Origin of the sequence: Bilifractor porci (assembly GCF_009696005.1) — a bacterium.
GTDB classification, from domain to species: domain Bacteria; phylum Bacillota; class Clostridia; order Lachnospirales; family Lachnospiraceae; genus Bilifractor; species Bilifractor porci.
This window is the reverse complement of sequence record NZ_VUMV01000001.1, coordinates 163,371-187,732: the sequence shown is the minus strand read 5'-3', so window position 1 is coordinate 187,732 and position 24,362 is coordinate 163,371. Positions and strand designations below refer to the sequence as shown.

Annotated in this window: 21 protein-coding genes; 20 read left to right on the top strand and 1 reads right to left on the bottom strand. The window is 53.2% G+C overall.

Annotation, left to right across the window (positions count from 1 at the left end; genetic code table 11):
- Positions 1-222 precede the first annotated feature (222 nt).
- The 14 genes from FYJ60_RS00835 (at position 223) to FYJ60_RS00770 (ending at position 14,032) form a co-directional block, all read left to right on the top strand.
- Positions 223-1,101 (top strand): YicC/YloC family endoribonuclease, encoded by an 879-nt coding sequence (locus FYJ60_RS00835; RefSeq protein ID WP_154456697.1) that lies wholly within the window; start codon positions 223-225, stop codon positions 1,099-1,101.
- 14 nt (positions 1,102-1,115) lie between these two features.
- Entirely contained in the window at positions 1,116-1,382 is a 267-nt protein-coding gene (locus FYJ60_RS00830; protein ID WP_154456696.1) for a DUF370 domain-containing protein, read from the top strand.
- 277 nt (positions 1,383-1,659) lie between these two features.
- Positions 1,660-2,292, top strand: a complete 633-nt coding sequence (gmk, locus tag FYJ60_RS00825; RefSeq protein ID WP_154456695.1) for a guanylate kinase — start codon at positions 1,660-1,662, stop codon at positions 2,290-2,292.
- 140 nt (positions 2,293-2,432) lie between these two features.
- The gene (gene rpoZ / locus FYJ60_RS00820; RefSeq protein ID WP_154456694.1) at positions 2,433-2,714 is read left to right on the top strand and encodes a DNA-directed RNA polymerase subunit omega; all 282 of its coding nucleotides are present in this window, start codon (positions 2,433-2,435) and stop codon (positions 2,712-2,714) included.
- A complete protein-coding gene (gene rimO, locus FYJ60_RS00815) occupies positions 2,714-4,048 on the top strand; it encodes a 30S ribosomal protein S12 methylthiotransferase RimO (RefSeq protein WP_154456693.1) in 1,335 nt (444 codons plus the stop codon). Before rpoZ ends, rimO begins: the two co-directional genes overlap by 1 nt.
- Positions 4,045-4,575, top strand: a complete 531-nt coding sequence (gene pgsA / locus FYJ60_RS00810; RefSeq protein WP_154456692.1) for a CDP-diacylglycerol--glycerol-3-phosphate 3-phosphatidyltransferase — start codon at positions 4,045-4,047, stop codon at positions 4,573-4,575. Before rimO ends, pgsA begins: the two co-directional genes overlap by 4 nt.
- Before the next feature lies 1 nt (position 4,576).
- On the top strand, positions 4,577-5,071 hold the full coding sequence (locus FYJ60_RS00805) for a CinA family protein (RefSeq protein ID WP_154456691.1): 495 nt from the start codon (positions 4,577-4,579) through the stop codon (positions 5,069-5,071).
- 10 nt (positions 5,072-5,081) lie between these two features.
- The gene (purF, locus tag FYJ60_RS00800; protein ID WP_154456690.1) at positions 5,082-6,506 is read left to right on the top strand and encodes an amidophosphoribosyltransferase; all 1,425 of its coding nucleotides are present in this window, start codon (positions 5,082-5,084) and stop codon (positions 6,504-6,506) included.
- 141 nt (positions 6,507-6,647) lie between these two features.
- Positions 6,648-8,273 carry a CTP synthase gene (locus FYJ60_RS00795; protein WP_154456689.1) on the top strand — a complete coding sequence of 542 codons (1,626 nt, stop codon included), beginning with the start codon at positions 6,648-6,650 and terminating at the stop codon, positions 8,271-8,273.
- Positions 8,274-8,338: 65 nt separating this feature from the next.
- Positions 8,339-9,553, top strand: a complete 1,215-nt coding sequence (locus FYJ60_RS00790; RefSeq protein WP_154456688.1) for an LL-diaminopimelate aminotransferase — start codon at positions 8,339-8,341, stop codon at positions 9,551-9,553.
- Positions 9,554-9,597: 44 nt separating this feature from the next.
- Positions 9,598-9,891, top strand: coding sequence for an Asp-tRNA(Asn)/Glu-tRNA(Gln) amidotransferase subunit GatC (gatC, locus tag FYJ60_RS00785; RefSeq protein WP_154456687.1), 294 nt, complete (start codon positions 9,598-9,600; stop codon positions 9,889-9,891).
- 24 nt (positions 9,892-9,915) lie between these two features.
- Positions 9,916-11,361 (top strand): Asp-tRNA(Asn)/Glu-tRNA(Gln) amidotransferase subunit GatA, encoded by a 1,446-nt coding sequence (gatA, locus tag FYJ60_RS00780; RefSeq protein WP_235903275.1) that lies wholly within the window; start codon positions 9,916-9,918, stop codon positions 11,359-11,361.
- The gene (gene gatB / locus FYJ60_RS00775) at positions 11,358-12,800 is read left to right on the top strand and encodes an Asp-tRNA(Asn)/Glu-tRNA(Gln) amidotransferase subunit GatB (RefSeq protein WP_154456685.1); all 1,443 of its coding nucleotides are present in this window, start codon (positions 11,358-11,360) and stop codon (positions 12,798-12,800) included. Before gatA ends, gatB begins: the two co-directional genes overlap by 4 nt.
- A gap of 20 nt (positions 12,801-12,820) precedes the next feature.
- Positions 12,821-14,032: an NADP-dependent isocitrate dehydrogenase gene (locus FYJ60_RS00770; protein WP_154456684.1), complete on the top strand. Its 1,212-nt coding sequence runs from the start codon at positions 12,821-12,823 to the stop codon at positions 14,030-14,032.
- Between the two features lie 238 nt (positions 14,033-14,270).
- Here the strand turns inward: FYJ60_RS00770 and FYJ60_RS00765 are convergent, their stop codons facing one another.
- The gene (locus FYJ60_RS00765; protein ID WP_154456683.1) at positions 14,271-16,271 is read right to left on the bottom strand and encodes an ABC-F family ATP-binding cassette domain-containing protein; all 2,001 of its coding nucleotides are present in this window, start codon (positions 16,269-16,271) and stop codon (positions 14,271-14,273) included.
- 216 nt (positions 16,272-16,487) lie between these two features.
- On the opposite strand from FYJ60_RS00765, the gene FYJ60_RS00760 reads away from it, so the two are divergent.
- The 6 genes from FYJ60_RS00760 to FYJ60_RS00735 all read left to right on the top strand — a co-directional run bounded on the left by FYJ60_RS00760 (position 16,488) and on the right by FYJ60_RS00735 (position 24,341).
- The gene (locus FYJ60_RS00760) at positions 16,488-17,135 is read left to right on the top strand and encodes a redox-sensing transcriptional repressor Rex (protein ID WP_154456682.1); all 648 of its coding nucleotides are present in this window, start codon (positions 16,488-16,490) and stop codon (positions 17,133-17,135) included.
- On the top strand, positions 17,132-18,631 hold the full coding sequence (locus tag FYJ60_RS00755) for an NAD(P)H-hydrate dehydratase (RefSeq protein ID WP_154456681.1): 1,500 nt from the start codon (positions 17,132-17,134) through the stop codon (positions 18,629-18,631). Before FYJ60_RS00760 ends, FYJ60_RS00755 begins: the two co-directional genes overlap by 4 nt.
- Positions 18,632-18,704: 73 nt before the next feature.
- Positions 18,705-19,460: a YebC/PmpR family DNA-binding transcriptional regulator gene (locus tag FYJ60_RS00750; RefSeq protein ID WP_154456680.1), complete on the top strand. Its 756-nt coding sequence runs from the start codon at positions 18,705-18,707 to the stop codon at positions 19,458-19,460.
- 36 nt (positions 19,461-19,496) lie between these two features.
- Positions 19,497-20,366: an undecaprenyl-diphosphate phosphatase gene (locus FYJ60_RS00745; protein WP_154456679.1), complete on the top strand. Its 870-nt coding sequence runs from the start codon at positions 19,497-19,499 to the stop codon at positions 20,364-20,366.
- 12 nt (positions 20,367-20,378) lie between these two features.
- Entirely contained in the window at positions 20,379-22,970 is a 2,592-nt protein-coding gene (locus tag FYJ60_RS00740) for a DNA translocase FtsK (protein ID WP_235903274.1), read from the top strand.
- Positions 22,971-22,973: 3 nt separating this feature from the next.
- Positions 22,974-24,341, top strand: coding sequence for a chitobiase/beta-hexosaminidase C-terminal domain-containing protein (locus tag FYJ60_RS00735; RefSeq protein ID WP_154456678.1), 1,368 nt, complete (start codon positions 22,974-22,976; stop codon positions 24,339-24,341).
- Positions 24,342-24,362 lie beyond the last annotated feature (21 nt).

The following is a 24,362-nucleotide window of genomic DNA, read 5'->3' as shown; positions in this document are numbered from 1 at the left end:
TATTAAATTGTAAGAATAGAACTACTATAACACGGTTTGCAGCAATGTTCTAACCATCCTTACCGAGAAGAAAATTTTCTTATAAAAATGGCGGGCTGTAAGCAGGAGAATAAAAACATCTATCTGCTATCGGTATTTTTGTATCCAGGATTACCGTTGACGCTTCTCCCGCATTTGTCTTATAATATCTCTGAATGTGAAAACACAGGAGATAATGATTTTATGATATACAGTATGACAGGTTTCGGTCGTTCGGAGCTGCAGAATGAGCAGCATAAATTTACCGTTGAGGTGAAGTCCGTTAATCACAGATATCTTGAGCCTTCTATCCGCTGTCCAAGGCGGCTTTCTTCTTTTGAGAACAATATCCGCAACATAGTAAAAGAATACGCCTGCAGGGGAAAAATAGATATTTCTGTTTCCTTTGAGGATTATACCTGCTCCAATCTTCATCTGAAGTATAACGAGGAGCTTGCGTCTCGCTATGCAGAGTATGCCGCTGAAATAGAAAAAAAGTTCCTTCTCCCCAATGATCTGACTGTTTCCAAACTGATGGCCTGTCCGGAGGTTCTTACGATGGAAGAAGAACCCTCGGATGATACGGAACTGTGGGAAGAGCTGGAAAAAACGCTCAGGGACGCACTGGAAAAATTTCGGCAGTCCAGAAATACGGAAGGAATGCACTTGCAGCAGGATCTTCTGGGAAAACTGGATCATATGGAAGAAAATCTGAACCGTCTGATCCGGCGTGCTCCCGGTATTCTGGAGGATTATAAAGCAAGGCTCCGGGAAAAAACCAGGGAACTTCTGGAAGACGCTCAGGTGGATGAGAGCCGGATCGCCGCGGAGGTTGTTCTGTTTGCGGATAAAATCTGCACCGATGAAGAAACGGTCCGTCTGCAGAGCCACATTAACAATATGCGAACCGAACTGAAGCGTGGAGGCGGGGTCGGACGGAAACTGGATTTTCTGGCGCAGGAAATGAACCGGGAAGCCAATACCATTCTTTCCAAATCCAACGATAAAGATACCACAGAGCTTGCCGTAGAGCTGAAAACCGAGATAGAAAAAATCAGAGAACAGATCCAGAATATAGAGTAGGACAGGTGAATGTCATGCTGTTGAATATAGGATTCGGAAATTCCGTGAACACGGATAAAATTTTTGCTGTGGTAAGTCCTGTGGCAGCTCCGGTTAAACGGCTGGTTACACAGGCCAGACAGAGCGGAACCGTCATAGACGCGACGCAGGGCAGAAAAACCAAATCTGTCCTTGTGTTATGCGACGGCTGGATTGTTCTTTCCGCCCTGCAGCCGGAGACGCTGACCCATCGGTTCAATCAGCCGTGTGCGCCCTGTGACGCGGCGGAGGAGGCAGAATAGTTTTTGTCCGCCGCGCGGCATGCCAAACAAGGGCAGGCAGCAAGTATCAGGCAGGACTTTTATTTGACTCGCTTTCTGCCAGCGTGTATAATCTTTTACTATTGTACGATGGTGTCAGTGACACAAGGCCATCAACCGGTCATGCCTGCATGCAGGTGGCGGAGGAATTGATTGCCGGACTCGTACAGCTTTTAACTGTACCTGCGGCAGAGAGGCATGCAGGTGCATAAAAGAAGGCAGCAGAGCTGCCCGGATATTAAATTACAGGAGACGGCGCATGAAACAGGGATTGCTGATCATCCTTTCCGGATTTTCCGGTTCCGGCAAGGGAACAATAATGAAGCGGCTTCTGGAGAAGTATGACAACTATGCTCTTTCTGTGTCTGCAACGACCAGAAAACCCCGTCCGGGCGAAAGAGAAGGAGTGGATTACTTCTATAAAACAGAAGATGAATTCAAGAAAATGATTGAGGAGGATGCTTTTCTGGAATATGCCTGCTATGTGGAGCATTCCTACGGAACGCCCGCGGCTTACGTTGATGAACAGCTGGAAAGCGGCAGAGATGTCATTCTGGAAATTGAAATCCAGGGGGCACTGAAGGTAAAGAAGAAACGTCCGGACACGCTGCTTGTTTTTGTGACACCGCCGAGTGCACAGGAACTGGAGCGCCGTCTGGTCGGACGTGGTACGGAATCCGGAGAGGTTATCCGCTCCCGGATGAAACGTGCGCAGGAAGAGGCAAAGGCAATCCCGCACTACGATTATCTTCTTGTCAATGATGATCTGGAGGAAACAACGGACCGCCTTCACAACCTGATTCAGTCGCAGCATATGCTTGTCTCCAGACAGGAGGCATTTGTCGGGGAATTCAGCCGGGAGCTGGAGGAACTGGAAGCTGCGCGGAAGTAAGGCCTGCAAAGTTATATTCCGCAAAATTTTTTACTGCAAATTCTTCCTGGAAGTCTTATATTAACAGCAGCGCCGGCGAAGCCGGCATGGCTTACAGAAGTCGGAAAACTGCAGTTTTCCGGTAAGAGAGGAGAAAAGAAATGATTCATCCGTCCTATGTGGAAATGATTGACAGAATTAACGGAGACAACGGAGACAGAGAGGAAGCGCCTCTTGTTACCAGCCGTTATTCCATTGTGCTGGCCACCGCCAAACGCGCGCGTCAGCTGATTGCCGGAGCGGAGCCCTATGTCAATCAGTTTGACAGGAGCGGCAAGGAGAGAAAGCCTCTTTCTATCGCCGTGGAAGAGCTGTATGAAGGTAAAGTGCATATTCTTCCCCGTGAGACAGAAGAGGAAGATTCTCACGAAGATCTGGAGTGATGAAGATTTTATTTGTGTCGCTCGGATGCGACAAAAACCTGGTGGATTCGGAACATATGCTGGGAAAACTGGCCGGCAGGGGCTTTTCCATGACGGACGATGAGACGGAGGCAGATGTTATCATCATCAATACCTGCTGTTTTATAGATTCCGCGAAAGAAGAAAGCATTCAGACCATTCTGGATCTGGCCCGCATGAAGCAGGAGGGCGTCTGCAAGGCGCTGATTGTCACCGGCTGTATGGCAGAGCGCTATAAGAAAGAAGTCCTGAAGGAAATTCCGGAGGTGGACGCCATTGTCGGGACCAGCAGCTATGATAAAATCGAAGAGGCGATACGTTCCGCGTGTTCCGGAGAGAAGGCAGCTCTTTTTGATGACCTGAACCGGATGCCGGAAGGTGAACATAAAAGAATTATGACAACCGGCGGATGCTACGAGTACCTGAAGATTGCCGAGGGCTGCGACAAGCATTGTACCTACTGCGTCATACCGTCGCTGCGCGGCGCCTACCGGAGCGTGCCGATGGAGGATCTTCTGGTGGAGGCTCGCGCGCTTGCCGAAGACGGCGTCCGGGAACTGATTCTGGTTGCGCAGGAGACAACCTGCTACGGGAAAGACCTGTACGGGCAGAAGTCCCTGCACGTTCTTCTGAAAAAGCTCTGCGGTATTCCCGGTATCCGCTGGATTCGTATTTTATACTGCTATCCGGAGGAAATTTATCCGGAATTGGTCCAGACGATTAAAGAAAAACCGAAGATCTGCCATTATCTGGATCTTCCGATTCAGCATGCCAGTGACCGGATTCTGAAACGGATGGGAAGAAAGACATCCAGAGGCGACCTGGAGAGAATTATCGGCAATCTTCGGCAGGAAATACCGGATATTGCCCTTCGGACAACACTGATTACCGGATTTCCCGGAGAAACTCCTGCCGACCATATTGAGCTGATGGATTTTGTCAGCCGCATGCGGTTTGACCGTCTGGGAGTGTTTACCTACTCCAGAGAGGAAGGGACGCCGGCTGCGGAGATGGACGGGCAGGTTGACAGCGGGACGATGCAGAGCCGCAGGGATGAGCTTCTTACCATGCAGCAGGAGATCTCGAAGGAACGCGGCGAGTCCTTTCAGGGAAAGACCCTGGAAGTGCAGATCGAAGGGGAGATCCCGGAGGATCACACCTTTGTGGGACGCACCTATGCGGACGCGCCGAACGTGGACGGCTATTTTTTCGTACACAGTGAGGAACCTCTCCACACCGGAGATTTTGTCTCTGCCAGGGCAACCGGTGCCATGGAGTATGACCTGATCGGAGAATATACAGGAGAAGTGCTATGAATCTTCCAAATAAATTGACCTGCCTGCGGATGATCATGATCCCGTTTTTTGTACTGTTCATGTATCTGCCGTTTCCCGCGGCGCGTTACATTGCCCTGATTATTTTCATCGCGGCAAGTCTGACCGATACTGCCGACGGCTATATTGCCCGCAGAGACCACCTGATCACGGATTTCGGAAAATTTATGGATCCGCTGGCGGATAAGCTTCTGGTCTGCGCCGCCATGATCTGCCTTGTCCGTACCGGGGAGCTTCCGGCATGGGTCGTCATCATCATTATTTCCAGGGAATTTATTATCAGCGGCTTCCGCCTGATCGCTGCCGATAACGGTATTGTCATCGCCGCAAGCATGTGGGGAAAGGCAAAGACGGTCACGCAGATGGCAATGATTATTGTCATACTGCTGGATATTCCCGCCCTGCATCTGTTAGAGGTTATCCTGATCGCCGCGGCCACGGTGCTTACGGTAGTGTCGCTGGCGGATTATATCGCAAAGAACCGAGGGGTTCTTTCAAGCAAGAAGTAAGATGAGAGAAGAAGAACAGCTGATTGAACTGCTGAGAGAAAGAAAATGGACGGTCACTACCGTGGAGTCCTGCACAGGCGGTGCCATTTCCGCCCGGATTGTAGATGTTCCGGGTGCCTCGGATGTGCTGCGGGAGGCTTTTGTCACATACTGCGACGAAGCGAAACACAGCCTTGTGGGAGTCAGCCTGCGGACGTTAAAGAAATACACGGCGGTCAGCAGCCAGACCGCAGAGGAAATGGCGCTTGGGGGCGCGGAAAAAGCGAAAGCTGACGTGGCGCTTTCTTCCACAGGCATTGCCGGTCCCGGGGGAACAGAGGAATTCCCGGCCGGCCTGGTCTATATTGCGTGCGCCATCCACGGTGCGGCAGTCACCAGAAAATTCCTTTTTTCCGGAGACAGAAATGAAGTCCGCCGGCAGGCCGTTCGGGAGGCGCTGAAGCTTGGCGTTGCAATGGTAAAGGTACACGAGGAAGAGCAGGAAGAGGAGTTCTGAGGAAAAGTCTATGAGCGAACGTGTAACTGGTGTCGGAGAAGAGTGCGGCGTTTTCGGGATTTATGATCTGGACGGCAATTCTGTGGCGGAGACGATCTATTTCGGCCTGGAGGCTCTTCAGCACAGGGGGCAGGAATCCTGCGGAATTGCGGTTTCAGATACCGAGGGCCCCAAGGGAAGGGTGAATTCCCGCAAGGATCTGGGACTTCTCAGGGACGTTTTCCGCCCGGCAACGATTGAGCCGCTGAAGGGGAATATCGGAATCGGCCATGTGCGCTACGCGACATCCGGTTCTACCAACGTAAACAACGCGCAGCCGCTGGTCCTGAACTATATCAAGGGATCACTGGCTCTTGCTCATAACGGGAATCTGATAAACGCGCTTGAGCTCCGTGAGGAAATGGAGAATACCGGCGCGATTTTTCATACATCGATTGATTCGGAGGTCATTGCCTACTGTATTGCCAGAGAGCGGGTAAAGGCGCCGGATATTGAGACGGCCGTGCGGAAGGCTCTTCTTTCCGTCAAGGGCGCTTATGCGCTGGTCCTTATGAGCCCCAGAAAGCTGATCGGCGTGAGAGACCCCTACGGGCTGAAGCCGATCTGCCTGGGAAAGAGGGACAATGCCTATATCCTGGCTTCCGAGAGCTGTGCGCTGCAGTCCGTAAACGCGGAGTTTATCCGGGATCTGGAGCCCGGAGAGATTCTGACAATCAGCGGGGACGGGCAGATCCATTCGGATTTTCTGCCAAAGGCTCCCTGCCCTGCGCACTGTATTTTTGAATATATCTATTTTGCCAGACTGGACAGCAGCATAGACGGGATTCCCGTTTATGACGCCAGAATCCGCGGCGGCAGGGCGCTTGCCAGGAATTTTCCGGTAGAAGCGGATCTTGTTGTCGGCGTTCCGGATTCCGGGCTGGCGGCCGCAAAGGGATACTCCGAGGAATCCGGCATTCCCTTCGGGATGGCTTTCCATAAAAACAGTTATGTGGGAAGAACCTTTATCAAGCCGACGCAGAAGGAAAGGGAATCCAGTGTAAAAATCAAGCTGAGTGTCATCGGCTCTGTTGTGAAGGGGAAGCGGATTGTTCTGGTGGACGATTCCATTGTGCGCGGCACGACCATTGCCAACCTGATCCGGATGCTGAAGGGCTGCGGGGCGTTGGAGGTTCATGTGCGGATCAGTTCGCCGCCGTTTCTCTATCCCTGCTTTTTCGGGACGGATGTGCCTTCCAACAAGCAGCTGATTGCCTCTGCCCATTCCACAGAAGAAATACGCGAGATGATCGGTGCGGATTCCCTCGGCTACATGCCGGTGGAGGAGCTTCAGTCCATGGTTGGGAATCTGCCGATCTGCACCGGGTGCTTTACCAGCCGGTATCCCATGGAAACACCGACAGAAGAAATCCGTGATCTGCTGGAACAGAGCTGAAAAAAGAAATAAATCCAGAAAGAAAAACGACACAGCGGGTATTGCCCGCACCACAATTTGTAAAAGCCCCTCGCGGTGCTACGCTGCAGCGCAGTTTTTGCATCGCCCATACAGCAAAACAGTACGACTGGAGGAAAGGATATGTCAGTAAAATACGTGTTTGTCACAGGCGGAGTGGTCTCCGGGCTCGGAAAGGGTATTACCGCGGCTTCTCTGGGCCGTCTGCTCAAGGCCAGAGGCTACAAGGTAACCATGCAGAAGTTTGATCCCTACATCAACATTGATCCGGGAACCATGAATCCGATTCAGCACGGAGAGGTCTATGTCACGGATGACGGAACCGAGACAGACCTGGATCTGGGACACTATGAGAGGTTTATTGATGAGAGCCTGGACAAGAATTCCAATGTGACCACAGGGAAGGTGTACTGGTCGGTTCTGCAGAAGGAGCGCCACGGGGATTATGGCGGCGGAACGGTCCAGGTTATCCCGCATATCACAAATGAGATTAAAAGCAGGTTTTACCGCGCCAAAAATGTCGACGAAGACAGCATTGCCATCATCGAGATCGGCGGTACGGTCGGCGATATTGAGAGCCAGCCGTTCTTGGAGGCTATCCGGCAGTTTATGCATGACAAGGGACCGGGCAACTGCGCGCTGATCCATGTCACCCTGATTCCGTATCTGAAGGCTTCCGGAGAGCTGAAAACCAAGCCGACCCAGCAGAGCGTCAAGCAGCTGCAGGGAATGGGAATTCAGCCGGACATTATTGTGTGCCGCTCCGAGATGCCGCTGGACCAGAACCTGAAGGATAAGATCGCCCTGTTCTGCAATGTGCCGAACGGCAATGTCCTTCAGAATCTGGATGTGGATTATCTGTACGAGGCTCCGCTGGCGATGGAGAAGGAAAAGCTTGCCCAGGTTGTCCTGAAAACCCTGCAGCTGCCCTGCCCGGATCCGGATCTGTCAGACTGGATCGATATGGTAAACACGCTGCGCAACCTGAAGCGCAGTGTACGGATTGCCCTGGTTGGAAAATACATCTCCCTCCACGACGCCTATCTGAGCGTGGTGGAGGCTCTGAAGCACGGCGGAATCGCGAATCAGACAGAGGTCGTCATCGACTGGATTGATTCGGAGGAGCTGAACAAAGACAATGTTGACGAAATGTTGAAGGATGAGGACGGCATCCTGGTTCCGGGAGGGTTCGGCAGCCGTGGGATAGACGGTAAGATCCTGGCGGTTAACTACGCAAGAACACATAAGATTCCCTATCTCGGTCTCTGCCTCGGCATGCAGCTGGCCATTGTGGAATACGCCAGAAATGTGGTCGGCTACAATGACGCACACAGCATCGAGCTGGATCCGAACACCATGCATCCGGTGATCGCGCTGATGCCGGACCAGAACGGGATCACGGATATCGGCGGAACGTTAAGGCTTGGCGCCTACCCGTGCCATCTGAAGGAAGGAACTATTGCCAGAGATCTCTACGGAACCGGTGATATCTCCGAGAGACACCGCCACCGCTATGAGGTCAACAATGACTACAGGGATGAGCTGGTGAAGGCCGGCCTGGTTCTTTCCGGCCTTTCCCCGGACGGAAATATTGTAGAGATGGTGGAGCTTCCCAGAGAGGTGCATCCCTTCTTTGTGGCGACACAGGCGCATCCGGAATTCAAGAGCCGCCCGAACCGCCCGCATCCGCTTTTCCGCGGATTTGTAAAGGCGGCGCTGGACTACAGCGAAAAAGCAGAACAGAAGTAAGTATTTTCCGGCAGAGGCAGGGATTTCATTGGTTGCATATTTGAATGCAGGACAGGAGTTGCAAAATGGTAAAGGCTAACGCAAATTACGGAAGATTACAGGGAAATTATCTTTTTTCGACGATTGCCAAAAAGGTTGCCGCCTACACGGAGGCTCACCCGGACGCCGGCATTATCCGGCTGGGAATCGGCGATGTGACGCAGCCGCTCTCTCCGGCGGTTATTTCCGCGCTCCACAGTGCGGTAGACGATATGGCGGACGCAAAAACCTTCCACGGCTATGCGCCGGATCTGGGATATGAATTCCTGCGGAGTGCGATTGCCGAACAGGATTACCGCGCTAGAGGCTGCGAGATTTCCGATGATGAGATTTTTATATCGGACGGCGCCAAGAGTGATTCTGCGAACATCCAGGAGATTTTCAGTCCGGACGCGAAAGTGGCCGTCTGTGACCCGGTTTATCCGGTTTATGTGGATTCCAATGTCATGGCCGGAAGATCCGGGGAGTGGATCGAGTCGGAGCAGAGATATTCCGACTTTATTTACATGCCCTGTACCGAGGCCAATCATTTTATGCCGGAATTTCCGAAGGAAAATCCGGATCTGATTTACCTGTGCTTCCCAAACAACCCGACGGGAATGACGATAACAAAGGAACGGCTGCAGGAGTGGGTGGATTACGCCAACCGGATTCACGCGGTCATTCTCTATGATGCGGCCTATGAGGCTTATATTTCCGAACCGGATGTCCCGCATTCCATCTATGAGTGCGAGGGGGCAAGAACCTGCGCGATCGAGATCCGCAGCTTTTCCAAGAACGCGGGATTTACCGGCGTCCGTCTGGGATTTACTGTTGTGCCGAAAGATCTGAAGGCTGACGGCGTCGCCCTCCACGGGCTCTGGGCCAGAAGGCACGGAACCAAGTACAACGGCGCTCCTTATATTATCCAGAAAGCGGGAGCCGCGGTTTATACGCCGGAAGGACAGAAGGAGATCCGCCAGCTGGTGGGCTACTACATGGAAAACGCCAGGATGATCTATGAAGGATTGAAGGATGCCGGATATACGGTTTACGGCGGCGTCAACGCTCCCTACATCTGGCTGAAAACTCCGGACGGTATGAGCTCCTGGGATTTCTTTGACCACCTGCTGGACAGCAAACATATCGTCGGGACGCCCGGTTCCGGCTTCGGTCCCCACGGAGAAGGGTTCTTCCGCCTGACGGCATTCGGAACCCATGAAAATACCCGAGAGGCGATTAAGCGGATTACCGAGGCATAAGCAGGCGGTATCGAGCGGTAGAAAAAATAGAAACGAGGTCCGAAATGGCAGAAAAAATAACAGACGAGACCATCGACTATGTCAGTATCCTGGCCAAGCTGAAGCCCTCCCCGGAGGAAAAGATACAGGCCAGAAAAGACATGCAGCAGATGCTGGATTATATTGACAAGCTGAACGATCTGGATACCTCGGGCGTGGAGCCCATGTCGCATCTGTTCCCCCTGAATAACGTATTCCGGGAAGATACCGTGACCAACGGGGACGACAGGGAGAATATGCTCCGCAACGCGCCGGAGGAAAAAGACGGACAGTACGTTGTGCCTATCACCATTGAGTAGGCTGCAGAGATGAGGAAAACAGGAATGACTGCAACAGAATTAAGCGCTGCTATCCGCAGGGGCGAGATCAGGGTCGCAGATGCCGTAAAACAGGCTCTGGCGGAAATCCGGGAGAAGGACGGGGAGATCCACGCCTTTCTGACCGTGGATGAGGAAGGAGCCCTGAGAAAAGCCGAAGAAATACAGAAAAAAATAGATGCCGGTGAACTGACAGGTCCTCTGGCTGGTGTTCCCATTGCCGTAAAGGACAACATCTGCACAAAAGGGCTGAGAACAACCTGTGCCTCCAGAATACTGGAAAATTTTGTCCCGACGTATCAGGCGGAGGCTGCGGATCGTCTGGAAAAAGCAGGAATGGTGATTATCGGAAAGACCAACATGGATGAATTTGCCATGGGAAGCACAACAGAGACCAGTGCCTTCGGCCCCACACAGAACCCTGCCGCTCCCGGACATGTGCCGGGGGGATCTTCGGGAGGCTCCTGCGCCGCGGTTGCTTCCGGCATGGTGCCGCTGGCTCTGGGTTCGGACACAGGCGGGTCCATCCGCCAGCCAAGCTCCTTCTGCGGAGTGACCGGGATGAAGCCGACCTACGGCACGGTTTCCCGTTACGGGCTGATTGCCTACGGTTCCTCTCTGGATCAGATCGGGCCGGTCGCCGGAAATGTCGCAGACTGCGCCGCCCTGCTGGACGTCATTGCCGCTTACGATGAAAAGGATTCCACATCCATGAAGAGAGACCGCTATGGTTTTTCCGATGCCCTGAAAAAAGATGTCAAGGGCATGAAAATCGGCATTCCGAAGGAATATTTCGGGGACGGGCTGGCAAAGGATGTGAAGGACCGGATTCTGGAAGCCGCGGAACTGCTGAAAAATGCGGGGGCGCAGGTGGAGGAGTGCCATCTGGGGCTGATTGATTACGCGATTCCGACCTACTATGTGATAGCCTGCGCCGAGGCAAGCTCCAACCTGGAACGCTTTGACGGTGTAAAGTACGGCTACCGCGCGGCAGACTATGAAGATCTGGATGATATGTACAAGAAGAGCCGCTCCGAGGGCTTCGGGCCGGAGGTCAAGCGCCGGATCATGCTGGGCAGCTTTGTCCTAAGCTCCGGATATTACGACGCGTATTACCTGAAGGCTCTCCGGGTAAAGGCGCTGATCAAAGAGGCGTTTGACCGGGTGTTCTCGGAATACGATATGATCCTGGCGCCTGCGGCTCCGGATACGGCTCCCCGGATGGGATCTTCGCTGGAGGATCCGCTGAAAATGTACCTGAGTGATATTTATACGGTTTCCGTCAATCTCTGCGGACTTCCCGGAATCACCATTCCTGTCGGCAAAGACAGGAATGGGCTTCCGGTGGGAATGCAGCTGATCGGAAACCGCTGCGAAGAGGCGAAGCTCCTGCAGGCCGCTTATACCTGCGAGTGTCTGCAGAAAGAAAACGGAAAGGAGCAGATGGCATGAGTAAGGAATACGAAACTGTCATCGGACTGGAGGTCCATGTGGAGCTTGCCACAAAGACAAAAATATTCTGCGGATGCTCCACAGCTTTCGGGGGCGCGCCCAATACCCATTCCTGTCCGGTATGCTCCGGTATGCCCGGCTCCCTGCCCGTGCTGAACAAGCAGGTGGTAGAGTACGCCATGGCGGTAGGTCTCGCCGCGAACTGCGAGATCAACCGGAACTGTAAATTTGACCGGAAAAATTATTTTTACCCGGACAATCCCCAGAATTATCAGATCAGCCAGCTGTACGAGCCGATCTGCCGGAACGGCTGGATTGAGATTGAGAAAAAAGACGGGGAAAAAAAGAAAATCCGAATTCACGAAATTCATATGGAAGAAGATGCCGGAAAACTGGTACACGACACGTGGTCCGATACCTCCTATGTGGATTTTAACCGGAGCGGTGTCCCGCTGATCGAAATTGTGTCCGAACCGGACATGAGAGACGCGGACGAGGTCATTGCCTATCTGGAACAGCTCCGGATGATTGCGCAGTACATCGGCGCCTCGGACTGCAAGCTGCAGGAAGGCTCCATGCGGGCGGATGTCAACCTTTCCGTCAGGGAAAAGGGTTCCGAATCCCTGGGCACCAGGACAGAGACTAAAAATCTGAGCTCTTTCCGGGCTATCTCCCATATGATAGACGGCGAACGGGCAAGACAGATTGACCTTCTGGAATCCGGACAGCCAGTGGTGCAGGAGACACGTCACTGGAACGAGGACAAGGAGACCTCCTATGCCATGCGTTCCAAGGAAAATGCCCAGGATTACCGGTATTTTCCGGATCCGGATCTTCCTCCCGTCCATATCAGCGACGAATGGCTGCAGCGCGTGAAGGATTCCCTTCCGGAGCTTCAGCCGCAGAAGCGGCAGCGCTATATCGATGCGTATGGGCTGCCGGCATACGACGCCTCTATCCTGACCGGATCCAAGCGCCTGGCGGATCTGTTTGAGGAAACAGTAGCGCTGGGGGCAAATCCGAAAAAGGTATCCAACTGGCTGATGGTGGAAACCCTGCGCCTGGTGAAAGAGAAAAGCATGGATCCGCAGGATATCCGCTTCTCCGCAAAACATCTGGCGGATCTGATACAGATGGCGGAAGACGGAACTGTGAATAACCAGGTGGCCAAGGACGTATTTGAAAAGATTTTTACGGACGATATCGATCCGGTTCAGTACGTGAAGGAGAACGGCCTGGCCAGTGTAAACGACGCCGGAGCGCTGGAGGAAGCGGTACGGAAAGCCCTGCAGAACAACCCGAACGTCGTACAGCAGTATAAGGAAGGTAAGACAAAGGTCATCGGCTTCCTTGTCGGACAGGTGATGAAGGAAATGAAGGGAAAGGCCAACCCCGCAAAGGTAAACGAGCTGATCGGGAAGCTGATTCAGGAATACTGAGCAACGAAGGAGAGAGCAAAATGACTAAAATTCAGATGAAAACGCCTCTGGTAGAGATGGATGGAGATGAGATGACCCGGATTCTCTGGGAGATTATCAAAAAGGAGCTTCTGACCCCGTTCATTGACCTGAAGACAGAGTATTATGACCTGGGGCTGAAGCACCGCGATGAGACTGACGACCAGGTGACCAGAGACTCCGCCGAAGCGACCAAAAAATACGGGGTCGCCGTCAAATGCGCGACCATCACGCCGAATGCGGCCAGAGTAGAGGAGTACGGCCTGAAAGAAATGTGGAAAAGCCCGAACGGAACCATCCGCGCCATGCTGGACGGCACTGTGTTCCGCACTCCAATCGTGGTAAAAGGGATAGAACCCTGCGTGAAGAACTGGAAGAAACCGATCACCATTGCCCGTCATGCCTACGGGGATCTTTACAAAAATGTGGAGATGCGGATTCCGGCTGCAGGAACGGTAAAGATGACCTACACCGCCGCAGACGGAAGCGCCGTAAAATCCGTCCTGGTACACACCTTCAACGGCCCCGGCGTTGTACAGGGACAGCACAATCTGGACGATTCCATCACAAGCTACGCGCGCAGCTGTTTTGAATACGCCCTCTCCGAGAAAAAGGATTTGTGGTTCTCCACAAAAGACACCATTTCCAAAATCTATGATCACAGGTTCAAAGATATTTTCCAGGAAATGTACGACACAGAGTATAAGGAAAAATTTGAGAAAGCCGGGATCACTTATTTCTACACGCTTATCGATGACGCGGTTGCCCGCATCATGAAATCCGAGGGCGGCTTCATCTGGGCCTGCAAGAACTACGACGGAGACGTAATGTCCGACATGATCTCCTCCGCCTTCGGCTCCCTGGCCATGATGACATCCGTTCTGGTATCACCCCACGGCTATTACGAGTATGAAGCCGCACACGGAACCGTACAGAGACATTACTACAAATACCTGAAGGGAGAAGAAACCTCCACCAATTCCGTTGCGACCATCTTTGCCTGGACAGGGGCACTCCGGAAGAGAGGAGAGCTGGACCAGATTCCGGAGCTTTCCGAATTCGCGGACAAGCTGGAAAAGGCCACCATTGATACGATAGAATCCGGAAAAATGACAGGAGATCTTGCCAGAATCACAACCCTCCCGAACCCGGTCACCCTGAACAGCGAGGACTTCATCAAGGCCATCCGCAGCACGCTGGAGAAGAGCTTATAAATTCAGCGCCGGTCCTGTCTCCCTGCAAGCTTAAGCGCCGCAGGGAGATTAGTACCGCTGCGCGAGAACAGAACGCAGGCGGTTTACGGAAGAAGTACGGAAAAGAAGTGAATATTCTGAAGGAAACATCCGCAGCGCCGGTCCTGTCTCCCTGCAAGCTTAAGCGCCGCAGGGAGATTAGTACCGCTGCGCGAGGACAGAGCGCAAGCGTTTTCCGGAAGAATATTCACTTCTTTCTTCATTCAACCTGTTCCGACAGCGTCTCCCACTCCTCATACAACTGCTCCAGCCGTTCTTTGTTTTCTGTCTGCTCTTTGGACAGAGCGCTGCATTTCGCCACATCCGTGCCGGTTTCCGGCTTCAGGAATTCTTCATCAATCTCTTTATTTCTGTTCTCCAGCTCCGCGATTTTCTGCTCTGTCTTTTTCAGGCTGTTTTCCAGTTTCCTTTTCCGGGCCGCTTCTTCTTTCTGCGCCTGCCAGCCGGCGCTTCCCCCGGTCGGTGCAGGGGAACTATCACTTTTTCCCGAAGTCGGTTCAGCAGAAGAGCCGGCCGCGGCATGACTGCTTCCCCCGAATGCGGTTCTGCGTCCTGAGAAAGCTGCTGCTCCTGTGTCAGACGCAGACAGGCTCTGTTCTTCTTTTTTCTCCAGATAATAATCATAGTTGCCGATATAATTGACAAAGTGCTGCCCGGTCAGTTCCAGAATCCGTGTAGCCGTCTGGTTGATAAAGTAGCGGTCATGGCTGACAAACAGAACCGTCCCTGTATAGTTGACAAGGGCATCCTCCAGGATCTCTCTGGAATCTATATCCAGATGGTTGGTCGGCTCGTCCAGAATCAGAAAGTTAGCGTTAGATAGCATAAGCTTTGCGAGGGAAACTCTGCCTCTTTCGCCACCGCTTAAGTCACCGATTTTCTTAAAGACATCGTCACCGGTAAAAAGGAAGGCTGCCAGAAGACTGCGGATCTCAGTATTGGTCATTTTCGGCCGGGCATCGGAAATTTCACCAAATACCGTGTTTTCATCATTCAGAAGCTGCTGTTCCTGATCGTAATATCCGATTTTTACTTTTGCGCCCAGCGTAACGGTTCCCTGGTCTGCCGGAATCAGATGGTTGATGATTTTGAGCAGGGTTGTTTTGCCCGTTCCGTTTTTCCCGATGACGGCGACCCGCTCTCCGCGCTTAATCTCAATATCCTGACCGGTAAACAGCGGCTGTCCCGGAAAGGCCTTGGAAAGATTCCGGATCGTCAGCACATCCTTTCCGCTCTCTGTCTGAGGGGTAAACCGGAGATGCATGTCGTTATTCAGTTCTCTGGGTTTCTCCAGCCGCACGGTTTTTTCCAGCGCCTTTTCCCGGCTTTCTGCCCGGCGGATCGATTTTTCCCTGTTAAACTGCTTCAGCCGCGCAATCACATCCTCCTGGTGACGGATTTCCGCCTGCTGTTTTTCCCAGGCATGGTACATGGCGCGCCGGAGCTCTGCCTTTTTCCGGCTGAACTCCACATAATTTCCCGGATAATCCAGCAGCTTTCCGTTTTCAATCTCCATCACCCTGGTGACAAAACGGTTCAGAAAATAGCGGTCGTGGGAGACGACCAGCACCGCACCGCTGTAATTGGTCAGGAAGGTTTCCAGCCAGGATACGGAGTCCATATCCAGATGGTTGGTCGGCTCGTCCAGAATCAGAAGGTCCGGGCGGGTAAGCAGAAGACGGCCGAGGACAATGCGGGTTTTTTGTCCGCCGGAGAGAGAACTCAGCTTTCTGTCGTAATCCTCCTCATGAAACCCCAGGCCGTTCAGGACACCGTGGATCTCGCTCTCGCAGGCATAGCCGTTGTTCAGCTCAAAGGTATGCGTCAGCGTGGTGTATTCGTTCATTTTTTCAGCCTGTTCTTCGCCGGAGGTATTTTTCATTTCGTATTCCAGCTGCCGCAGCCGGGCTTCCATGTCAAAAACCGGCTGCTTTGCCTTGCGGACGGCCTCGTAAATGGTCTCGTCTCCTTCCGCGTCCTGGTACTGTGCCAGGTAGCCGACGGAGACATCGTGTCCGATGGTAACGGTGCCGCCGTCCGGAGCAATTTCTCCGGTAATAATTTTCAGCAGCGTGGATTTTCCCGCTCCGTTTACGCCGATCAGCGCGGCCTTGTCACGGCTCTCCAGATGAAAAGAGAGATCTTGAAACAGGGTCACGGAGGGAAACGAGAGGGATATATTGCTGCAGGATAAAATCATTCGGGATTCCTTCTTTCTGTTCGCTGAAATACGCCGTCCCTCGGACGCGCATGCTTCAGTTTAACGAATCTGGGAGAAAACTGCAAGGGCGGCGGAAGATAAGTATTTGGCTGAATTTATTTTGACAATTTCTTGACAATTTTTTATAATAAAACCAGATTTGTCTGATTATCAGCTTTCCGGGCGGAGGGCATTATATAAAGGAGGCCTGTTACCTTGAGTCAGAGAAAAATTTCCAGGGCGGTCATCAAACGTCTGCCGCGATATTACCGGTATCTGGGAGACTTGCTGGATATGGGAGTGGAGAGAATATCTTCCGGAGAACTCAGCCAGCAGATGCGTGTGACGGCTTCTCAGATCCGGCAGGATCTCAATAATTTCGGCGGTTTCGGACAGCAGGGCTACGGATACAATGTCCGCTATCTCAGGGAGGAAATCGCGAAAATTCTCGGCCTGAATACGGAACATAATATGATTATCATCGGCGCCGGGCATCTGGGTACCGCGCTGGCAAATTACAATTTTGAAAAGAACGGTTTTAAGACCATCAGCCTGTTCGATATCAACCCGGATCTGATCGGCAGGACGGTGCGGGACATTCCGATACGCAGTATTGACGATCTGCCGGAATTTTTACGGGAAAATCCGGTGGATATCGCGACGCTCTGTCTTCCGAAGGCAAAGGCGAAAGATATCGCTCAGCTTCTGATCGACAACGGAATCAAGGCGATCTGGAATTTTGCGCACACGGATCTGAACCTGATCCTGCCCAAAGATGTGGTGGTGGAAAATGTCCATCTTTCCGAGAGCCTGATGCGTCTTTCCTACACGCTGAAAAGCAGACAGCAGGGGGAAGAGGAATGAGAGTGTTTTTAGATGCTGCCGCCTGCAAACAGGCGGACGAAGAGGCTATGCAGAGGGGAATCCCCTCCCCGGTCCTGATGGAGAGGGCGGCCTACTCTGTTGTGGAGGAGATCCGGAAGAGAGAGTTTGACCTTTCCTGCCCGGTTGTTCTCTGCGGGACAGGGAACAACGGAGGAGACGGGGCCGCGGCAGCCAGAATTTTAAGCGAGATGGGGTATCGCCCCAGAGTGCTGCTGTTCGGGGATCCGGAAAAATACAGCGACCAGATGAAGCTGCAGCTGCACATTCTTTCCTCCTGCCCGGCAGAAGTGATCCGCTGCAGCAAAGAGGAGGATCTGAAAGCCTGTGATTCTGCGACGGTCCTGATTGACGCCCTGTTCGGAATCGGCCTGCACCGGGATCTGACAGGCCTTTTTGCGGAAGCGGTACGCTATGTCAACCATCTGGACTGTCCGGTCATTGCGGTGGATATTCCCTCCGGCGTCAACACCGATACGGGCGTTGTCTGCGGCGCGGCCATAAAAGCCAGCCTGACCGTAACGTTTACCTGCGGAAAGCCGGGGCTTTTTCTGTTTCCGGGAACCGTTTACGCGGGAGAGGTGGTGATCCGCGAGATCGGCATACGGATTCCGGAAAATCTGGACAGAAGAAGAAAGCTATATAATGTAGAAGAGTCGGATCTGTGCGTCCTGCCGGAACGGGACGAATCCGGAAACAAGGGAACCTTCCGCAAGGTACTCTGTATCACCGGATCTCCGGACATCTGCGGCGCCGCCTTCCTGTCCGCGAAGGCCGCCCTCCGGACCGGGGTGGGCATGGTGAAAATCTACACCTCGGAGAATAACAGGATACCGCTTAACACATTGGTTCCGGAGGCGCTGCTATCTGTGTACAGTGAAAAACAGTGGGAAGAAGACCAGCTGTTGCGCGATATGGACTGGGCGGATATTATCCTGGTCGGCTGCGGGCTGGGGACAGGAAAAACAGCGCTGAAAATCCTGAAGACTTTCCTGGATCATAATCACAAGCCGGCGGTTATGGACGCGGATGCTCTGAATCTTCTGGCGGAACACAGAGAGCTGATGCGGCAGCCGGATTTCCCCTGCATTATTACTCCTCATATCGGGGAACTCAGCAGACTTCTGGAAGTGTCTGTGCAGGATCTGAAGGAAAACCTTATCAGCATTGTCTCCCGGTCCGCGGATGAAAGCGGGGTTGTGTTCCTGGCAAAAGATGCCAGAAGTGTGGTGGCAGAGCCTAACGGAAGAGTCTATCTTACGACATCCGGAAACAGCGCGCTTGCGACTGCGGGGAGCGGGGATGTCCTGGCGGGAATTACGGCGGGACTTCTTGCCCGCGTACCGGAACATCCGCTGGCGGCCGCGGCTCTGTCGGCGTTCATTCACGGCAGGTGCGGGACTCTTGCGGCAGAGGATCGGTCGGAGGCTTCCGTCAATGCGGCGGATCTTCTGGATTATATTCAGCGGTTTTCTTGACGCTTATTTTCAGGAATGTTATAGTTATACAATATGCGCAGGAAATTAAGCAGGACAGGAAGGTAGCGAAAAGATGTCAGGACATTCTAAATTTGCAAACATCAAACATAAAAAAGAAAGAAACGACGCGAAAAAAGGAAAAATCTTCACGATTATCGGAAGAGAGATTGTGATAGCGGTAAAGGAAGGCGGACCGGACCCGGACAATAACAGCAAACTCCGGGACGTAATCGCCAAGGCAAAGGCCGCCAATATGCCGAATGATACGATCGACAGGGGTATCAAGAAGGCGGCCGGCGATCAGAATGCCGACAATTACGAACACATCACCTACGAGGGCTATGGCCCCGGCGGTGTCGCTATTATTGTGCAGACGCTTACGGACAACAAGAACAGGACGGCGGCGGATGTGCGCAGCGCCTTTACAAAAGGACAGGGAAATGTAGGAACTCCGGGCTGTGTGTCCTTCATGTTCGAGGAAAAAGGCCAGATCCTTGTCGATAAAGAGGAACTGGACGACGAGAAGCCCATGGAGGCGGATGACCTGATGATGCTTGCCCTGGACGCCGGCGCGGATGATTTCCATGATGAGGATGACTGCTACGAGATCATCACCTCTCCGGATGATTTTTCCGCTGTCCGCGAGGCACTGGAAAAAGAAGGGATTCCTATGGCCCAGGCGGATGTGGTCATGCTTCCGGTTACCAAAACAGCGCTTACGGACGAGACGGCAAGAGGAAATCTCAGAAGGATTCTGGATCTTCTGGATGAGAGCGACGATGTGCAGAACGTTTACACCAATCTGGACGGGGATTTGGATGAGGATTAACGGTCTGCCCTTGTCCTTCACGGAAGGGGAACGAACATGTCTGTGATACAGGCTTTATTATCCGGGGTGCTGCAGGGTATCACCTCTTTTCTTCCGGTCAGCAGTTCGGGACACCTGGTTTTGCTCGGACATCTGTTTGGAACCGGTTCTTCCGTATCGCTGAAATATCTTTCCGCGATGCATCTGGGGACTCTGATTGCGGTTGTTTTTGTGTTCTACCGTGACCTGCTCCGGCTCTGCCGGGCGGGGGTGGATATTCTGCGGGATGCTTTTTATAATCTGGGACAGGCGGTCAGACTTGCCCGTCACCCGGACCGGATCCGTTACCGGAGCATCCTGACAACGAATTACAGAAAACTATTTGTCTGGCTGCTGGTTTCTACGATTCCGACAGCCTTTCTGAGTCTCTTGCTCAGAAAACCGGCGGAAAAGGCCGCGGGGAACCTGCTTGTCACCGGAACAGGCTTTTTTCTGACGGCACTGCTGCTTCTGGTCTCCTCCTTCATGACAGCATCCGGGAAGAGCAGAAAGGGAATCCAGATGCGAGGGGCTCTTTTGACAGGTGTCCTTCAGGGGCTCTCTGTGATACCTGGGGTCTCCCGGATGGGCATGGCTTTTGCGGGAGCGTCTTTAAGCGGATGCTCAAAAAAATTTTCCGTCCGGTACGCGTATCTTCTCTGCGTTCCGGAGATAGTCGGGGGTATGATTCTGGAGCAGGCCGGCTCCGGGGTGTCTCTGCGGGGGGACGTGGGAACGGTTCCCTGCCTGATCGGCATCGCCGCGGCGGCGCTGACAGGAGTCCTGTTTCTGCGAAGAGCTGAAGGCCTTGTTGCCACAAGGGACAGCCGGCGCTTCGCGGGATATTGTATTGCCATAGGAATCATCTGTATGGTGCTTTATTTGTAAGGGGATATTTTTTTGGCTCAGTCAAGGGGAAAAAGAAAAACATCCCGGTCGGGGAAAAAGCAGGCCGCGGTGAAGAAAAAGCGTGAGAAAGAGCTGCTTGTCATGAAAAGGGATATGGCAGTTCTCCTTATGCTTGTTTTCTGCATCCTTATTTTTATCGGCAATATCGGGCTTGGGGGCGTTGTGGGAAGAGCGGTCTCACGCCTTTTTTTCGGCCTGTTCGGAATTCCGGCCTATGTCTTTCCTTTTCTCCTGTTTTATCTGTTCCTGTTTCATCTTTCCAACGGTGCGGAGGCACAGGCGGTCAAGCGGACGGCAGGCCTGATCGGGCTGTACTGCTTTGTGAGCGCGTTTTTCCAGCTGCTTCTGTACGGAAACGAGAAAAACACGGGCATATCACAGCTCTTTCTGCAGAGCTCGCTGGATAAGTCCGGGGGCGGACTGGTAGGCGGAATCCTGGTAAAGCTGTTCGGAACTGCGTTCGGCACCATAGGCGCCTACGTCCTGATCCTGTCCGGCATGGTTCTGTTTGCGATACTGCTGACGCAGAAGCCGCTGCTGACAGCCATGCGCGAACACAGTGAAAAGGCCTATGAGAACGCCCTGCAGAGAAAAGAGGAAAAGGCTGTTTCCAGGGGCGAGTGGAAGGAAATCCGCACCAGTGAGAGGGAACAGGGTCAGGTCAGGAAAACAAGAAGGAAAAACAGCAGGGAGAGAATTGCCCGCGCGAACCGGGAGAAACGGGAGTTCGACGAAAATTTCCGCAGAAATCAGGAGGCGTTTCATTCGGATCCCCTGAAGATTGTAACACTGAACAACAGCGACGACCGGGTAACGGCCATGTCTACCGATCTTCCCAGAAAAGAGCCGGAGAGCCCGGCGGTTATTCCGGATGAGATCATCGACAACGGAAGCCGTCCGGAAACCGGTGTTTCAGCCGGAAAAACGGAAGCCCGTCTTCCCCTGGAGGGCGCCGCGGACGCCAAAAAGGGCGGCGCCGGACGGAATCGTGTGACGGAAGAGGATGCCGGAGAGGACAATAAACCCGCCGCCGAAATGAAACGCCGGAAGAAGACGCCGGCGGGAGAAATTCCGGAGTTAGAGATACCGGCGGATGCCATGGAGGAAGCGGAGAATTACGTCTTTCCGCCGATTGACCTGCTGAATCCGGCCGGCAGCGGCCAGGTGGGGGACTCCAACGAACATCTGAAGGCTACCGCCTTGAAACTTCAGGAGACGCTGCGAAGCTTCGGTGTGGAGGTTACCATCAACCATATCAGCTGCGGACCTACGGTCACCAGATATGAGCTGACTCCGCAGCAGGGCGTGAAGGTGAGCCGGATTCTGAGCCTTCAGGATGATATCAAGCTGAACCTGGCCGCCGCGGATATCCGTATTGAGGCGCCGATCCCCGGAAAAGCCGCCATCGGCATTGAGGTGCCGAACAAGACTAATCTTTCGGTTCCCCTGCGGGAGCTGCTGGAGTCCCAGGCATTCAAAAGACAGAAATCGGTTCTTGCCTTCGCGGTCGGCAAGGATATTGCCGGACAGCCGGTGGTGACGGATATCGCGAAGATGCCGCATCTGCTGATTGCGGGCGCGACAGGTTCCGGAAAATCGGTCTGTATCAATACTTTAATCATGAGCATTCTTTACAAGGCTACTCCGGATGAAGTAAAATTTATTATGATTGATCCGAAGGTGGTGGAGCTTTCCGTGTATAACGGAATCCCCCATCTGTTTATCCCGGTGGTAACGGATCCCAAAAAGGCGGCGGGCGCCTTGAACTGGGCCGTGTCGGAGATGACAGAGCGCTATCAGCGGTTCGCGGAAACCGGATCCAGGGATATTAAGAGCTACAACGCCAAAATTGACGCCATGCCGGAACCTGCGGACGGGTCAAAGAAACCCCGGAAGCTTCCGAGGATTGTCATTATTGTTGACGAGCTTGCCGACCTGATGATGGTTGCGCAGAACGAAGTGGAGGACGCCATCTGCCGTCTTGCCCAGCTGGCAAGAGCCGCCGGCATCCACCTGATCATTGCCACACAGCGGCCTTCTGTCAATGTCATCACGGGGCTGATCAAGGCAAATATGCCGTCCAGGATCGCACTTTCCGTTACATCCGGTGTGGATTCCAGAACCATTCTGGATATGGTCGGCGCGGAAAAGCTTCTGGGAAAGGGCGACATGCTCTTTTACCCGCAGGGGTACCAGAAGCCGGCCCGTGTGCAGGGCGCATTTGTTTCGGATGAGGAGATCCAGAAAGTTGTTGAGTTCCTTTCCGAGCGCCACCAGAATCATGAGTATGACAGGGAGATCGAGGAAAAGATCAGCCAGGGCGCCCTCCATACGGAGAGCAGAAACGGGACAGACGCCTCCGATCAGGATGAATATTTTGTCGATGCCGCCCGGCTGCTGATTGACAAGGACAAGGCGTCGATCGGGATGCTTCAGAGGGCATTCCGGATCGGGTTTAACCGGGCTGCCAGAATTATGGATCAGCTTTGTGAGGCAGGGGTAGTCAGTGCGGAAGAGGGAACAAAGCCCAGGAAGGTACTGATGAACCAGGAGCAGTTTGAAAATTATCTGGAGGAAAACTGACGGATGAGAACCTGCACAAATTGCGGCGCACAATTTGCAGATGACGAGCTGTTCTGTCCTGTTTGCGGACAGGAGGTGCAGCTTGTACCGGATTTTGAGACCATAGAGAGCAAAATAGCGCAGTCCGAGAAGGAAAAGGAAGAGGCTGAGCGGAAAAGAGAAGAAGAGCGGCGCTTTCAGGAGCAGCTGGAACAGCAGAAAAAAAAGCGCATGCACAAGCTTGTGCTTATGTTCGTCCTGATTGCCGCGGCAGTCATTATTGTCACGGTTTCCGTGGTGGCGGCCATTCGGAGTCGCACCGTCAATACCTTTGACTACCAGTACGCGCAGGCGCAGGAGTGCTACGAGAACAAGGATTACACCGGCGCGCTGGAGCATCTGAAAAAGGCGCTGGGCTACGAACCGGAGAATGACGACGCCAATCTGCTTCTTGCCAAAACGGAATATCAGCTGGATCAGAACGACGAGGCCGCGGAGGTCCTGGAGGCGCTTCTTGACAGAAACGGTTCTCTGGAAGAAGCCTACGAGCTTCTGTTCCAGATCTACCAGGATGACAGCCGGCCGGAGAAAATACAGGCCAGGCTGAAAAAATGCAGCCTTACGGATATTCTGGAAAAATACAGCCGCTTCAACCCGCAGCCGCCGGTCATCAGTCCGGAAGGCAACACCTACAATGATACGGTGAAGGTTGAAATTACCGCGGACGGCACGGGGGAAATCCGTTACACGACAGACGGTACGGCTCCGGAAAAGGATTCCAACCTTTATACCGGAAAGCTGGAACTCAGCCAGGAGGGCACCATCACCGTGCAGGCAATCCTGGTTACCGCGGACGGGCTGGTGAGCGACCCGGCAGAGGCGGAGTACACCATCTCCTACGATGTTCCAGACGCCCCGGTGATTTCCCCGGTTTCCGGAACCTATAAAAAAATGGAGACGGAAGAAAGCGGCTCCTATCGTTCGGAGAGTGTATCTTCCTCTTCCGGGGAAGATACCGCCCAGATGATTACCGTAAAAGTACCATCCGGTTATACCTGTTACTATTCCTGGGATTCCAAGCCGGACAAGAGCAGCAAAAAATACACGGGCCCGGTGGAGATGAAGCTGGGCGATCATGTGTTTTACGCGGTTCTCTGCAGTAAGCAGGGAAAGCTGGGAAAGGTCGCGTCCTGCACCTATATCTATACCAGGGTGACGCCGACCCCGGCAAATACCCCGACCCCGACGCCGGTCTATACCTATACCGCCCCGCAGAACGCAGAGGCAGTGGAAACCCCGACACCGGAACCGACAGAGACGGCAACACCCACCCCGACAGAGACGCCGACGCCTACCGCGGCGGCATCCGAAAGCCAGTCGGATAAATCATAGATGGTATGTTCTCACTGCGCA

What these genes read in the sequence shown, in the direction of transcription:
- FYJ60_RS00805 (WP_154456691.1), top strand. Translation starts at nt 4,577, where the DNA reads ATGAGAGAAGAAGAACAGCTGATTGAACTGCTGAGAGAAAGAAAATGG.
- FYJ60_RS00745 (WP_154456679.1), top strand. Translation starts at nt 19,497, where the DNA reads ATGTCTGTGATACAGGCTTTATTATCCGGGGTGCTGCAGGGTATCACC.
- FYJ60_RS00735 (WP_154456678.1), top strand. Translation starts at nt 22,974, where the DNA reads ATGAGAACCTGCACAAATTGCGGCGCACAATTTGCAGATGACGAGCTG.
- FYJ60_RS00765 (WP_154456683.1), bottom strand. Translation starts at nt 16,271, where the DNA reads ATGATTTTATCCTGCAGCAATATATCCCTCTCGTTTCCCTCCGTGACC.
- FYJ60_RS00750 (WP_154456680.1), top strand. Translation starts at nt 18,705, where the DNA reads ATGTCAGGACATTCTAAATTTGCAAACATCAAACATAAAAAAGAAAGA.
- FYJ60_RS00830 (WP_154456696.1), top strand. Translation starts at nt 1,116, where the DNA reads ATGCTGTTGAATATAGGATTCGGAAATTCCGTGAACACGGATAAAATT.
- FYJ60_RS00790 (WP_154456688.1), top strand. Translation starts at nt 8,339, where the DNA reads ATGGTAAAGGCTAACGCAAATTACGGAAGATTACAGGGAAATTATCTT.
- rimO (WP_154456693.1), top strand. Translation starts at nt 2,714, where the DNA reads ATGAAGATTTTATTTGTGTCGCTCGGATGCGACAAAAACCTGGTGGAT.
- pgsA (WP_154456692.1), top strand. Translation starts at nt 4,045, where the DNA reads ATGAATCTTCCAAATAAATTGACCTGCCTGCGGATGATCATGATCCCG.
- gatB (WP_154456685.1), top strand. Translation starts at nt 11,358, where the DNA reads ATGAGTAAGGAATACGAAACTGTCATCGGACTGGAGGTCCATGTGGAG.
- FYJ60_RS00795 (WP_154456689.1), top strand. Translation starts at nt 6,648, where the DNA reads ATGTCAGTAAAATACGTGTTTGTCACAGGCGGAGTGGTCTCCGGGCTC.
- gatA (WP_235903275.1), top strand. Translation starts at nt 9,916, where the DNA reads ATGACTGCAACAGAATTAAGCGCTGCTATCCGCAGGGGCGAGATCAGG.
- gatC (WP_154456687.1), top strand. Translation starts at nt 9,598, where the DNA reads ATGGCAGAAAAAATAACAGACGAGACCATCGACTATGTCAGTATCCTG.
- FYJ60_RS00835 (WP_154456697.1), top strand. Translation starts at nt 223, where the DNA reads ATGATATACAGTATGACAGGTTTCGGTCGTTCGGAGCTGCAGAATGAG.
- gmk (WP_154456695.1), top strand. Translation starts at nt 1,660, where the DNA reads ATGAAACAGGGATTGCTGATCATCCTTTCCGGATTTTCCGGTTCCGGC.
- FYJ60_RS00770 (WP_154456684.1), top strand. Translation starts at nt 12,821, where the DNA reads ATGACTAAAATTCAGATGAAAACGCCTCTGGTAGAGATGGATGGAGAT.
- FYJ60_RS00755 (WP_154456681.1), top strand. Translation starts at nt 17,132, where the DNA reads ATGAGAGTGTTTTTAGATGCTGCCGCCTGCAAACAGGCGGACGAAGAG.
- rpoZ (WP_154456694.1), top strand. Translation starts at nt 2,433, where the DNA reads ATGATTCATCCGTCCTATGTGGAAATGATTGACAGAATTAACGGAGAC.
- purF (WP_154456690.1), top strand. Translation starts at nt 5,082, where the DNA reads ATGAGCGAACGTGTAACTGGTGTCGGAGAAGAGTGCGGCGTTTTCGGG.